11 protein-coding genes are annotated in these 13219 nt (G+C 44.3%); 1 reads left to right on the top strand and 10 read right to left on the bottom strand.

What is annotated here, in order from left to right:
* From smc to LDK34_RS08490, 7 genes are all read right to left on the bottom strand, one after another.
* The gene (gene smc / locus LDK34_RS08520; protein WP_236941718.1) at nt 1–3558 is read right to left on the bottom strand and encodes a chromosome segregation protein SMC; all 3558 of its coding nucleotides are present in this window, start codon (nt 3556–3558) and stop codon (nt 1–3) included.
* 18 nt (nt 3559–3576) lie between these two features.
* Nucleotides 3577–4311, bottom strand: coding sequence for a ribonuclease III (gene rnc / locus LDK34_RS08515; RefSeq protein ID WP_161001409.1), 735 nt, complete (start codon nt 4309–4311; stop codon nt 3577–3579).
* A gap of 90 nt (nt 4312–4401) precedes the next feature.
* Nucleotides 4402–4653 carry an acyl carrier protein gene (acpP, locus tag LDK34_RS08510; RefSeq protein ID WP_178942584.1) on the bottom strand — a complete coding sequence of 84 codons (252 nt, stop codon included), beginning with the start codon at nt 4651–4653 and terminating at the stop codon, nt 4402–4404.
* A 77-nt stretch (nt 4654–4730) separates the two neighbouring features.
* On the bottom strand, nt 4731–5759 hold the full coding sequence (gene plsX, locus LDK34_RS08505) for a phosphate acyltransferase PlsX (RefSeq protein WP_236941717.1): 1029 nt from the start codon (nt 5757–5759) through the stop codon (nt 4731–4733).
* A 95-nt stretch (nt 5760–5854) separates the two neighbouring features.
* Nucleotides 5855–7900, bottom strand: a complete 2046-nt coding sequence (gene recG, locus LDK34_RS08500) for an ATP-dependent DNA helicase RecG (protein ID WP_236941716.1) — start codon at nt 7898–7900, stop codon at nt 5855–5857.
* Between the two features lie 242 nt (nt 7901–8142).
* Complete coding sequence (locus LDK34_RS08495; RefSeq protein ID WP_178943465.1) at nt 8143–9825, bottom strand: DAK2 domain-containing protein; 1683 nt, start codon at nt 9823–9825, stop codon at nt 8143–8145.
* Nucleotides 9826–9879: 54 nt separating this feature from the next.
* A complete protein-coding gene (locus tag LDK34_RS08490) occupies nt 9880–10242 on the bottom strand; it encodes an Asp23/Gls24 family envelope stress response protein (protein WP_017261786.1) in 363 nt (120 codons plus the stop codon).
* A 246-nt stretch (nt 10243–10488) separates the two neighbouring features.
* Here LDK34_RS08490 and rpmB point away from each other — a divergent pair, with 246 nt between their 5' ends.
* A complete protein-coding gene (rpmB, locus tag LDK34_RS08485) occupies nt 10489–10674 on the top strand; it encodes a 50S ribosomal protein L28 (RefSeq protein WP_017261785.1) in 186 nt (61 codons plus the stop codon).
* A 229-nt stretch (nt 10675–10903) separates the two neighbouring features.
* On the opposite strand, the gene LDK34_RS08480 is transcribed toward rpmB, so the two are convergent.
* From LDK34_RS08480 to rsgA, 3 genes are read right to left on the bottom strand one after another with little or no spacing between them, the layout of a single operon-like run.
* Nucleotides 10904–11620: a thiamine diphosphokinase gene (locus tag LDK34_RS08480; protein WP_178942587.1), complete on the bottom strand. Its 717-nt coding sequence runs from the start codon at nt 11618–11620 to the stop codon at nt 10904–10906.
* 20 nt (nt 11621–11640) lie between these two features.
* Entirely contained in the window at nt 11641–12294 is a 654-nt protein-coding gene (gene rpe, locus LDK34_RS08475) for a ribulose-phosphate 3-epimerase (RefSeq protein WP_017261783.1), read from the bottom strand.
* Between the two features lie 19 nt (nt 12295–12313).
* A complete protein-coding gene (gene rsgA, locus LDK34_RS08470; protein WP_178942588.1) occupies nt 12314–13213 on the bottom strand; it encodes a ribosome small subunit-dependent GTPase A in 900 nt (299 codons plus the stop codon).
* Between the last annotated feature and the right edge of the window lie 6 nt (nt 13214–13219).

The following is a 13219-nucleotide window of genomic DNA, read 5'->3' as shown; positions in this document are numbered from 1 at the left end:
TTATGACACAGCTTCAACATCATCGAGAGAAACCGAAACCATTTTTGAAACGCCCGATTCCTGCATAGTGACCCCGTACAGCACGTTGGCGTTCACCATTGTGCCTTTACGATGTGTAATGACAATGAATTGTGTATCACCTGCAAATTCACGCAGATAGCGAGCAAACCGCGTAACGTTGGCTTCATCCAAGGCCGCTTCTGTTTCATCGAGAATTGCAAACGGAACGGGCCGCACGTCAAGAATCGCAAACAAGAGTGTAATCGCGGTCAAGGCTCGCTCACCGCCTGAAAGCAAGCTCATTCGCTGAAACTTCTTGCCAGGTGGCTGTGCCATGATGTCGATTCCAGTCGTCAATAAGTGTTCTGGATCAGTCAGAACTAGTTGCGCCTTACCACCACCAAACATCTGAACGAAAATCTTGCTGAAGGCCTTGGCCACGTCATCAAACGCTTTTTTGAATCGTGTCTGAACTTCTCCGTCCATTTCTGTCATGGTTTCCTGTAACTGCTGTTGGCTGGTCAATAAATCTGACTGTTGGCGTGCCAAGAAATCATAACGTTCCGAAACACGTTGGTATTCGTCAATCGCGCCAATATTCACATCACCAATTTCATCCAAACCACGCTTGAGTAGCTTCAACTGCTTTCTAATCTCATTCGGATCGAGGTCGTTCAAACCAGCTTGAGCATCTTCGAAACTCAATTGATAGGTTTCGCTCAACGTATTTAAATCATTATCTAACAATGTTGCCAGTCGGGATTGACGGGCACTTAAATCATTCATCTCACTCAGAGATGCACGTTGAAGCCCCTGAATCCTCGTTAACTCGGCATCGCCAGTCGTTAATTGATCACTCAATTCCGTCAAGTCAGCATTTGCTTGCTCTAACTGCTTCACAACTTGCTTAACTTCGGCCTGCGATTTGGTCAATTGGGCAGCAACTTCACTCATTGACATCCCCGAAACCGATTGGCTCGTTTGCAACGATTTCAAACGATCAGACAGTGATTGCTGACGGTCAGTAAGATCCTTTAAGGATTGCACGCCCCGCTGGTAATCAGCTTCTTTAGCAGCTAATTGGGCTTTAGCAGTCGCTAACCAAGTCATCTTTTCTTGTAACTGAGTCGCTTTCGTTTCATCGTCTGCCGTTAAACTCGTCAGGTCCCGTTGTGCTTGCTCACGTTGAGCTTTGATTGTCGCCAGCTGTTGCTCAGTTGCAGCTGTGTTGGACTTGTTCTTTGCCAACTGTGATTCATAATCGGCTACATCCTGAACCTGTTGGTCACGTTCAAACTGGCTAGCAGAAAGCTTTCGCTTGGCTTCCTTAATTTTATCACCGAGCAGCTCTAATTGACCTGATTGCTGCTGAACCTGAGTATCGGCATCATTCATTTGATTTCGTAAGTTTGTCCCCGTGCTAGCCATGGCGTCGACTTGTGATTGCAAATTAGCAACATGTTGTTCTTGTTGATCCAATTTGGCCTGCATTTCTGCGATAGCCGCTGTCAGTTCATCACGTTCAGCGCGTTGGCTTAATAAACCAGCCTGAGCGTTTCGATTGGCCCCACCAGTAATCGAACCACTGGCATTCATGACCTGACCATCCTGTGTCACGATTCTAAAGCGATGACCAGCGATGTTCGCAATCGCAATCGCAGCATCTAAATCAGTCGCAACAACAGTGGTTCCCAACAAATGATCGATGACTGGCTCCAATGACTGATCAAACGTCACTAATTCCGCTGCCAAGCCGACATACCCGGTGGTAGATGAAACTGCTGACAGCTGTGCTGATGACAGTCGACGGCCATGGATGGTCGTTAATGGCAGAAAGGTTGCTCGCCCGGCTCGTTGCTGGGTCAAATAATGCACTGCATCACGGGCTGTCTGCTCATCACGAACAACTAATTGCTGTAATTGAGCTCCTAAAGCCGTTTCAATGGCCTTGGCCAAGTCCTTGGGTACGGTGATGAGATCCGCCACTGAACCGACCAAACCGCTAAACTTGTTTCGTTGCTTCAAAATCGCCTTAACACCTTGATAAAAACCAGCGTGCTCCTCATTCAAAGCTGTCAGACTATCCGCACGGGCCTTGGCACGTTGTTGTACACCTAACGCGTTGTACCAATTTTTTTGTGCCTTTTCAAAGGCTTCTGTAAGCTCATGGTACTTATCACCAGCATCCTTAAAGCTAGCACGTACTTTGTCTTGATTGGATTTACTAATACTCAGTTGAGCAGCTAACTTGTCACGCTGAGCCGTTAATTTTTCCAATTCAGCACGGGCTTTGCCAGCTTCATCCGAAAGGTGGGCACGCGCCTGACCACCTTGCTCATGTTCCCGTTCCAAATAATGTAACTCATTGTGCAAGGTTGTCAGTGACTGCATTTGCTCAATGTATGCGTCTTGTAACTGACTAATTTTGCTTTCTAACGTTGCTTGTTGCTGTTTGTTTTGCCCATCTTTAAGGCCTGCAACGACACTACTGGCTTCGTTAATGGCCTGTTGTTGAGTAGCAATAGCCGCCTTTAAAGTATCGTTATCAGCAATCACTTTTTGTGCATTTGTCTTTGCTTCGCTTAGTGCATGTTGCACCTCTTCCAACTGTTGCTGTTGAAAGGCTGTTTTAGTGCTGGCGTTAGTCCGTTGACCCGTTAACCGCTCAACTTGTTGCGTAAGTGTTAACTGTTTGTTCTGCAAAGCATCTTTTTTGTTCAGCAATTCTGTTTGATGCTGTTTCATCTTTGCGACAGCTTGCGTTTGGTCTTTTACTTGTTGCTCATAGTCACTCACAAGCGTCTTGGCCCGGGTCATTTTCTGATCGACTTCGTGCTTAGCGCGTCGATTATCCTGAATTTCAATAACCAGTCTAGATTTATCCAAATCGTCAAACCGGTGCTTTTGATCAAGATAGTCCTTAGCCATGGCACTTTGCTCGGCCAACGGTTCCATCTGGCTTTCCAGTTCCGCAATAATATCGTTGACCCGGTTCAAATACTCGCGAGTCGTACCCAGTTCCTTTTCAGCCTTGTCCTTATTTTGCTTGTACTTGTAGACACCGGCTACTTCTTCGATAATTGTGCGGCGGTCTTCCGGTTTACTGTTAAAAACGGCTTCGACACGCCCCTGACTGATAATCGAGAATGATTCCCGGCCTAAGCCCGTATCCATGAATAAACTAACGACGTCACGGAGCCGACACTGATTACCATTAATCCGATACTCAGATTCCCCGTTACGAAAAAGACGCCGTGTAACGCGAACTTCAGCATAATCACTCTTTAGATAATGATCACTGTTATCAAACGTAATCGAGACTTCTGCCCGGTTAAGTGGCTTTCGATTCGCTGCACCGGCAAAAATCACATCAGTCATTTTGGTTCCACGAAGATCACGCGCAGACTGCTCGCCTAAAACCCAACGGATGGCTTCGATAATATTACTTTTACCGCTTCCGTTCGGGCCGACGATACCAGTCATACCCGGCATAAATTCAATTTTCGTCTTATCAGCAAACGATTTAAAGCCGCTGATCTCTAAGGCCTTTAATTTCATGCAACATCCATCCGTTAATTAATCGAGTTCGTCCTTACCGTGTGTCACTAAGGTTTCTTGTTGACCACGAAGACTTTGAAGCGCTTGTAACGCAGCGGCTTGTTCCGCATTTTTCTTTGATTTACCGGTACCTTCACCAATAATCTTTTGATCAGCGGCAACAGTCATCGTAAAGTTGCGGTCGTTTTCGGGGCCGTCTTCACGTTTAAGTTCATAATCAATGATGACATCGCCATCGCGTTGTAACCACTCCTGCAACGCCGTTTTATAGTCAATCGCATGATCGAACCAGCCTGCATCAAGTTTGGGAAAAATAACCTTTGTGATAAAGGCAACAACGGCATCTTTGCCTTGGTCCAAATACAATGCGCCAATAAAGGATTCAAAAATATCACAAAGTAATGATGAGCGGTGACGCGCACCCTCTTTTTCTTCTCCGCGACCCAAGCGGATGTATTGATCAAAATGGCACTCTAACGCAAACTTGGCAAAACTAGCCTCTTGAACCATTGCCGCGCGCAGCCGTGTCAACTTACCTTGTGGCATTTCTGGATACCGCTTATAAATGTACTCTGACACGGTCAATTGAAGCACCGCGTCACCTAAAAATTCGATTCGTTCATAAAACTTCAAGTTTTGATGTGGATGTTCATTTACATAGCTGGCCTGTGTAAACGCCTCGTCCAGCAGTTCCGGATGCTGAAAATGAATATCAAATCGTTTTGCTAACTCGTCTTCTAGTCCTGCAATCAATGTGAACGCTCCTTAAATCCTATTGTGACAATGCATTTTTACATAAACTGACTGTTTAAAAAAACCGCCTGTGAGGCGGCTTTACCAAACTTAGTCAGTTTTTTCCTGATGATCATAAATATAATCAACCACTTGACCAATGGTCGTCAATTTTTCGGCATCATCATCCGAAATTTCGGCACCAAAAATATCTTCTAGTTCCATGATAAATTCAACGAAATCAATGGAATCAGCATCTAAATCAGTTCGAAAGTTAAGGTCATTAGTAATCTTGTCCTTGCTAACTTCAAACCGGTCTTCAATAATTTTAGAGATTTTATCAAAAATTTCCTGTTTAGTCATGTTTAACCTAGTTTCTCATAAGTGTTTTACAGTCATTTAGTCTATCGTTTTAGGGGCGAAATGTCTACCTCTCGAAGCTACTTTTCAGTGTTATCCGCGTTCGTTTGATCCGCCGGAGTATCAAAATAGTCAATTGTTTGTTGAATTAATCCACTAGCAATAATCTGATGAATCTGACCCATTGTGTTGCGAACGGTTTCTGCCTTCGAAGAACCATGAGTTTTAATTACTGCGCCTTTTAAACCGAGTAACACTGCCCCGCCGTGTTTAGAATAATCCATGACTTGACCAACTTGGTGAAACGCATTACGACTCAGTACATAGCCCATTTTAGCTTTGGTAGAGGCCATGATTTTTGAACGAATCAACGTCATCATGGATAGTGCTGTTCCCTCAATGGCCTTTAACGTGGCATTACCGGTAAAACCATCTGTCACAATCACATCAGCTGCGCCATTTAATAATTCGCGAGATTCCACATTACCAATGAAATTAATGTTCGTCATTTCTGACAATCGTTGATAAGCCTCACGATGCGCCTTGTCACCCTTATCAGATTCGGTACCGTTGTTCAGTAACCCAACGCGGGGTGTTTTAATGCCCATCACAGTTTGACCATAAAAACTACCTAACACAGCAAATTGTTCAAGGTTAGCAACTTTATAATCAGCGTTGGCACCAACGTCTAACATGGTAACACTGCCTGTGGCGTCACCAGTGACAACTGGCAACGTAGTCGTTAATCCTGGCCGATCGATTCCTTTGACACGACCAATAATAAACAATCCCGCAGCAAGGACAGCACCCGTATTGCCAGCAGAGAAAAATGCATCTGCCGTATGCTCCTTAACGGCAGTCGCCGCTAACACGATGGATGAATCCTTTTTCGTCCGAACCGCGCGCACCGGTTCATCTTCCATCGCAATGACGGATTTTGCAGGCACAACGGTAATACGATCATCGTTTTGAACCAACGCTTTAATTCGCTCTTCTGGTCCAAAAAGTTGAAAGGACATGTCAGGATATTTGTCCCTAGCCAACTCAACACCTTTGACAATTTCTTCTGGGGCATTATCGCCGCCCATTGCATCTACAGCAACTTTCACAGTTCTACCTTCGCTTTCTAAACCCGTTTTTATAAAAAGATCACATCATTTAAGTCATGCAATTAAACACTCAACCGCAACTTTTTTGAATAACGCTAATCAAGAGTTGAATGTCGTTTTAATTCGCTTTGTTCATAACCGGCCAATTCACGATTATCTGGTTGAGTCTGCCAATTAGGCTGATCCACCAAAGCAATCGCTTCCTGTTGCGCAATCTGCAAAATTTTAATCTGCGCAACGGGATCGCCGACTCGGAAGTCTGGCACCCCAGACTGTTTCGTACCCAACAAATCTCCAGAACCACGTAATTCTAAATCTTTTTGAGCCAAAAGGAAACCGTCGTTTGTATCCGTCATGACTTGCATTCGTGCAATACCGTCTTGAGTTTTGGGGTCTGCAACAAGAATGCACGTTGACGCAACTGACCCCCGACCAACTCGACCACGTAATTGATGTAGTTGTGCCAGACCGAATCGATCCGCATCAAAAATGAGCATTACCGTAGCATTCGGCACGTCCACACCGACTTCGATTACAGTTGTCGATACCAGTACGTCGTAATCATCCGCCTTGAAGGCATTCATGACAGCTTCTTTGTCCTCGTTTTTCAAACGACCATGTAACAAGCCAACCCGATAATCCGGCGCAAAGTTTTCACTTAAATGATCATAAATGGCCTCAGCATTCTTAACGTCTAAGGCTTCCGACTCTTCAATCAACGGTGTGACCACATAAGCCTGTTGACCGGCAGCTAACTGAGTGCGAATAAAATCCATCGCAGCTTCAACTTGATTACTGTGGATCCAACGGGTAGTAATCGGTTTTCTGCCTGCTGGTAGTTCATCAATAATGGAAACATCCATTTCACCGTAAGCGGTAATTTGCAGGGTCCGGGGAATTGGCGTCGCCGTCATGGCCAATATATCTGGATGTTGCCCTTTTTGACGCAGGGACTGCCGTTGGTTAACACCAAACCGGTGTTGTTCGTCGATGATTGCCAAACCAAGTCGGTGATAAACCACATCGTCTGAAATTAAGGCGTGCGTGCCAATAATTAAGTTTACTTCACCACTAGCAATATGTTTCAACGCCTCGCGACGAGCCTTTGCCTTTGTTGATCCCGTCAGCAAAACGATATTGATCGGCAAATCCTTAAAAATATTGGCCAAATTACGTGCATGTTGCTCAGCCAATATTTCAGTTGGCGCCATGAGTGCGGTCTGATATCCCGCAGTAATGGCTGCGTACATAACAATGGCCGCCACGATTGTTTTACCGGAACCAACATCTCCCTGCAGTAATCGGTTCATGTGAAGAGGCCGTTTTAGATCCGCACAGATCTCGTTAACCACTTTCTTTTGCGCATTGGTGAGTTCAAACGGCAACGTCTTGATAAAGTCTTTTAACGCTTCATTATCGTATTCAATACTGATGCCAGCTGCCTGGTGATCTTTTGCCCGCATCATTTGCAAACGTAATTCAAACAAGAAAAACTCTTCAAACACGGCCGTTCGCCGTGCCGCCTTGGCCGCCTCTGGATCCTTCGGAAAATGAAGATCATGAATCATTGTCCGACGATCTAAAAGGCGATATTTTTCAATCAGTTTCGCGGGCAAAACCGTATAGATAACGTCCTGATATGCCTCATACGCCTGTTTCACCAGTTGAGCAATCGTACTCTGACGAATGTGCTTGTTCGTCGAATAAATAGCACCAAACGCTGCCTTATCGCTACTGGTGATTAATTTCATTCCGGACAGGCTCTTTCGAGTAGCATCCCACTTACCATAAACGGCTGTTTCTTGACCAATTGCCAGTTGCTTGTCCAACCACGGTTGGTTGAAAAATGTAACACCAACGACGTCATGACCGATAAGTAAGCGAAAGTTTAAGCGGCTCTTTTTTCTGCCAAATCTGACGACTGTCGGCTCATTTGCTACAGTGCCTTTCAGGGTGATTTTTTCACCCTCAGTCACTTTGGACAAATCCTTAGCAGCCATATCATCATAACGAAATGGGAAGTATTCCAATAAGTCAGCAATCGTTTGAATACCTAACGTTTTTAGCGCAGCAGCACGTTGTTCACCGACGCCACTTAATTGTGTCACTGGATCTTCGATTGACTTTAACGGTGCGGACATTTTGAAACCTCCTTTCCGAGCACACGCTAGTTATTTAATCTGAAGTAAATGCATTACTCTTATCGTATCAAAGACGAGCAAAAAACGACAGATAAGCAATAGAAAAAGAACAGTTTACGAGCTAACATGAGTTAAAAACGTCATCCAAAACAATATCCGAGTCTAGATTAAACAGCTATTACTAAATCAAAAAAATTCCTAAACCTAGAGTACAGGAATAGGAATTTTATAATTATTTTTAATTATTCAACGGAAACCAAGAACGGATAAACCGGTTGGTCACCTTCGTGGATTTCGACTTCAAGCTCATCGTCCAACGCCATAATCGCGTCTTCCAGCGATGAAGCATCAGCTTCGGTTGCATCGGCACCGTAAATCACCGTGACAATTTCACTATCATCATCAATCATAGCTTGCACCATCTTTGTGGCAGCACCAAGCAACGATGCATCTGTCACTTTGATAGAACCATCAATGATGCCCATAAATTCACCATTCTTGATTTCAATCCCATCAAGCGTTGTATCACGAATAGCATGAGTCACTTGACCGCTCTTCACAGTATCCAAGTTATCTTCCATTGCCTGCTTGTTGGCATCCAATTCTGAATCAGGATTATAGGCTAGCAGAGCTGTCATCCCTTGTGAAATGGATTTACTGTGAACAATCACAGTTGGCACATCGGCAACTTTAGCAGCTTGGTCAGCGGCCATAAAGATGTTGCCATTGTTTGGTAACACAATCGCTTTTTTGGCACCGCTCGCATTAATCGCCTTGACAATGTCTTCAGTGCTTGGATTCATGGTCTGACCACCATTAATCACGTGCGTGACGCCTAAACTCTTAAATAGCTCGGCAACACCATCACCAGCAGAAATGGAAATTACCGCAGTATCTGGTGCGGCGACAGGTTGGGCAACGCCGGTAGCCGTCTTCGTGGTTACCTCGTCCTGATCCTTTTCCATAATTTCTTCTTGCTGATGGCGCATATTGTCAACTTTAACTTTGATTAAATCACCAAAGTGTTGACCCCATGTCATGACATCTCCAGGGTGTTCGGTGTGAACATGCACTTTAACGATTTCGTCATCATTAATCACTAACAATGAATCGCCTAAACCAGCTAAATATTGATAGAATTCATCATAATCAAACTTGCGGTCAACTTGCTGTCCGCCACCAATACGTACCATGATTTCGGTACAGTAACCGTACTTGATGTCATTAGGATCTAATTCACCCTGCACACTGCGATGATGAGTCGCGTTGATCATTTCATCCATTTGAGCATCGTCTGGTGTATCAATATCAGCGTCAGTAGACTTTCCGTTCAAGACTTCATCAAACGATTGGAAAATGAAAACCAATCCTTGACCGCCAGAATCAACCACGCCAACTTGCTTTAAGACAGGTAGTAAATCTGGTGTTGAAGCCAAGGCCTTCTGAGACGCTGCGTATACAGCATCCATCACAACGGCAATATCATCAGTTTCGTTTGCCTTATCACGACCAGCCTTGGCAGCTTCACGGATAACCGTTAAGATAGTGCCTTCCGTTGGCTTCATAACCGCTTTATAAGCTGTTTGAGCACTGGCCGCTAAAGCCTCAGCAAAGTCTTTAGCGCTAAGTGTTTGCTTACCGTCAACACTCTTTGAAAAGCCGCGAAAAATCTGTGATGTGATAACACCGGAGTTACCACGTGCACCCATCAACAATCCCTTGGCTAAAGCAGCCGCCTGATCACTGACAGAAGTTGACGTAACTTCGCGTTCATATTTTGCACCGCTGGCAAACGCCAGTGAAATATTGGTGCCTGTGTCACCATCGGGCACCGGAAAAACGTTGAGCGAATTAATAAATTCTGCCTGACTCGTCAAACGTTTCGAGGCAGCCTGGACCATCTTTCCGAATTCAAGGTTGGTCATGGTAGTTAATGTTGCTTCCAATTCAGTTTCCCCCACTTCGTTACAAAAAATCGTCTAGTCTGCAAGTACTCGAACACCTTGAACCGTGACATTCACGGAATTAGCTGCAATTCCAAGCATACTATCCAAGTTGTAACGAACCTTTTGTTGTACGTTTTTAGATACTTCAGAAATCTTGGTGCCATAACCAACCACGATGTACACATCGATGGCCACACCATTATCTTCTTGGCGAACAACGACGCCACGTGCATAATTATCGCGTCGTAAAATTTCGTTTACGTTATCACGCAGTTGGTTTTTAGATGCCATTCCGACAACACCATAGTTGTCGGTTGCGGCGCCACCAACGACCGTGGCAATCACATCGTTATTAATATCGATGGTGCCAAATTGCGTTTTGATCTTAACAGCCATGAATAGGCCTCCTCAACTATTTAACTCACTCTTAGATAAAGAGTTCATCATGCAATCTTCAATCATGCTATCATAAAACGGTCCTTGAAAAAAGTCTAGAGTGTTGTTTAAGCGTCTGGACGGCAATTTAAGGTGTCAAGTATTTTTCCTTGGCATTTTATATTGCATTCGCTAACAGCATATGGTAAATTATTTAGGTGAGAAAAAAGAGGTTCCCTTTGGAAATCCGATAAGGAGGGATGAACAATGGCTAAAGATTTTATTACTGGCAAACGGACACATTTTGGTAACAACCGTTCCCACGCCTTAAACAGCAGCCGTCGTAGCTGGAAGGCTAACCTGCAAAAGGTTCGCATCTTAGTTGATGGCAAGCCGAAGCGTGTTTGGGTTTCTGCCCGGACATTAAAATCAGGAAAAGTGACTCGTGTTTAATTAAACACGATAGCGTCAGTCAATTGACTGGCGTTTTTTCTTTGGCTTTAATAAGATGCCCCGCTTTTCTTTGAAAATGCATCTTATAAAAGCCAAGTCAGAACAAAGCGTCTGACAATCGCTTTGATCAATGTTCAAAAAAATTCACATTACAAAAAAGTTGATTACCAAATCTGGCAATCAACTTTTTTATGAATTTAAATGACAACTAACCAGTGTCATCTGTGATTTAAGCATTTAAATCATATCGTTCCGCACGATTATCTTTTAAATCGCGACTTTGAATAACGCCAACGATACCACTGGTAAATGAAAATGACGCTGTGTCGCCCATAAATTCATTGCTGGCAAATGAAACCGGTCGCGTGATATCAGCATGATCCAGATGATAACGTTCATCTGGAAGAGTTAATTGTCGAACAGGGCCAAACGTGACAAACGCCAAATAGCGCTTATCTAATTCCCGCTGTAATTGATAAGTTCCTGGTACATAAAAGCGCATCGTATTCTGGCGGTCAACGTACGTGAGCCGATTGACGACTGCTCGGTACCGTGGTTCTAATGGCAAAAACACATTAGCTAACAAGTGATCAAGGCGGCCACCGGTAGCACCGTACACAAAAATTTCATGAGCGTCAAACTCGGTCATGGCTACTGAAACACCCATTTGCGTATCTGTTTCATCTTTTGCAGAACCGACTTGACGAAGATCACTAACTGCCTTGCGTACACGTCCAAACTCCTCATCAGTTGAGGAATCAAAATCGCCAAGCGCAATTAACGGTGTTATCCCAAGTTGTAATAGCCTAATTGCACCACGGTCAACACCAATCCATGGACCACTAACCGCCCCTCTGACCAAGTCATCTGGCCATTCAGATTGGGGACCGCCAACTAAAATATTGAGTCGTTCAAGGCTTTGAAGTGTCCCACTTGTCTTTACCATGTTTGAATTGCCCTCATCAATTAGCGCGTTGCATTATGAATAGATGCAATTGCAGCTGCAGGATCATCAGCACCGTATACAAACGAGCCAGCAACAGCAACCGTAGCGCCTGCTTTGTAGCAGTCAACAACTGTCTTGTCGTTAACACCGCCATCGATTTCGATGTCAAAGTCGTAACCCTTGTCCTTCTTCAAATCGTCCAAAAGTTGAATCTTTTCGATCATTTGTGGCAAGAACTTTTGACCACCAAAACCAGGATTAACCGTCATTACCAATACTTGATCGACAAATGGCAGTAATGGTTCAATTTGGCTAACAGGCGTGCCTGGGTTGATCACAACTTCAGCCTTAACGCCATCGTTATGGATCATTTGAAGTGCACGGTGAATATGAGAAGTTGCTTCAACGTGAACGCCAATTAAATCAGCACCTGCTTTAGCAAACTGGTCAACGTACCGTTCAGGATTTTGAACCATCATGTGAACATCCAAGAACAAATTAGTAATCGGGCGAATGGCTGCAACTGTTGTCCAGCCAAACGACATGTTAGGTACGAACATGCCATCCATAATGTCGACGTGTAACAAGTCGGCACCGTTTTTTTCAACCATCTTAATGTCACGTTCAAAATTAACAAAATCTGCACTTAAAATCGATGGGGCTACCTTAATCATAAAATCTTCCTCCAAATTTTTATTTCCGACTCTTATCATACCGTGGTTTCTGGTCGGCAATCAACTGGTGAAACTGTAAATAATTCTCATATCGGCTTTTCATGACCTCGCCTGCGTCCACGGCAGCCTTCACTCCACAACCTGGTTCATTAATGTGCTGACAGCCGCGAAAACGACAGGATGGTGAGAGTGCTTGCAACTCAGGAAAGTACTGGCCTAATTCACGTGCATCCATATTGAAGTCTTCATACGAGGAAAAACCAGGCGTATCTGCGACCAATCCACCACCGACACTTAACAAACCAACTTTACGAGTCGTGTGTTTCCCTCGATTCAGAACCTGTGAAATTTCACCGGTTGCCAAGTCTAACTCTGGTGACAAATGGTTGAGTAAAGTCGATTTTCCTGCACCTGTTTGGCCCATAAAAACAGTTAGCCGGTCTTTAAAACAATCGCGTAACCCGTTTAAATCGGTATCTGAAAACGCCTGCTGGCTAAAGAAAACATCGTAACCAATCGCTTTATAACCAGCAATGAGTGGTGCAAAGTGCTCGCGTTGATCAGCAGTTAATAAATCTGTTTTTGTGAAATAAATAATGGAATGAATGTGCTGACTCTCAAGTGCGACCAGCTGACGATCTAGCAAGTTACTCGAAAAGGTTGGTTCCGTGGCCGCCGTCACGACGACAGCTTGATCAATGTTGCTAACCGGGGGCCGCACTAAAGCATTTCGTCGATCATCAATACTTAAAATGTACCCGTCTGAACCGGCTTCTGCGCTAAATTCAACAAAATCGCCAACCATGGGACTCACTTTCCGTTTGCGAAAATTACCACGAGCTCGCGTTCTGTATAACTGACCATCAGCAGTCTGAACGTCATAAAAACCGGCCAACAACTGATGAATTTGTCCCTTCATAGACTT

This window comes from Furfurilactobacillus milii, assembly GCF_021654115.1.
In the GTDB taxonomy this organism is placed as follows: Bacteria; Bacillota; Bacilli; order Lactobacillales; family Lactobacillaceae; genus Furfurilactobacillus; species Furfurilactobacillus milii.
The sequence above is the reverse complement of the archived record's forward strand: the minus strand, read 5'-3'. Positions and strand labels throughout refer to the sequence as shown.

Bases quoted from the DNA above. Each gene is read 5' to 3' on its own strand.
- smc (WP_236941718.1), bottom strand. From the start codon at position 3,558: ATGAAATTAAAGGCCTTAGAGATCAGCGGCTTTAAATCGTTTGCTGAT.
- acpP (WP_178942584.1), bottom strand. From the start codon at position 4,653: ATGACTAAACAGGAAATTTTTGATAAAATCTCTAAAATTATTGAAGAC.
- recG (WP_236941716.1), bottom strand. From the start codon at position 7,900: ATGTCCGCACCGTTAAAGTCAATCGAAGATCCAGTGACACAATTAAGT.
- LDK34_RS08495 (WP_178943465.1), bottom strand. From the start codon at position 9,825: ATGACCAACCTTGAATTCGGAAAGATGGTCCAGGCTGCCTCGAAACGT.
- LDK34_RS08490 (WP_017261786.1), bottom strand. From the start codon at position 10,242: ATGGCTGTTAAGATCAAAACGCAATTTGGCACCATCGATATTAATAAC.
- rpmB (WP_017261785.1), top strand. From the start codon at position 10,489: ATGGCTAAAGATTTTATTACTGGCAAACGGACACATTTTGGTAACAAC.
- LDK34_RS08480 (WP_178942587.1), bottom strand. From the start codon at position 11,620: ATGGTAAAGACAAGTGGGACACTTCAAAGCCTTGAACGACTCAATATT.
- rpe (WP_017261783.1), bottom strand. From the start codon at position 12,294: ATGATTAAGGTAGCCCCATCGATTTTAAGTGCAGATTTTGTTAATTTT.
- rsgA (WP_178942588.1), bottom strand. From the start codon at position 13,213: ATGAAGGGACAAATTCATCAGTTGTTGGCCGGTTTTTATGACGTTCAG.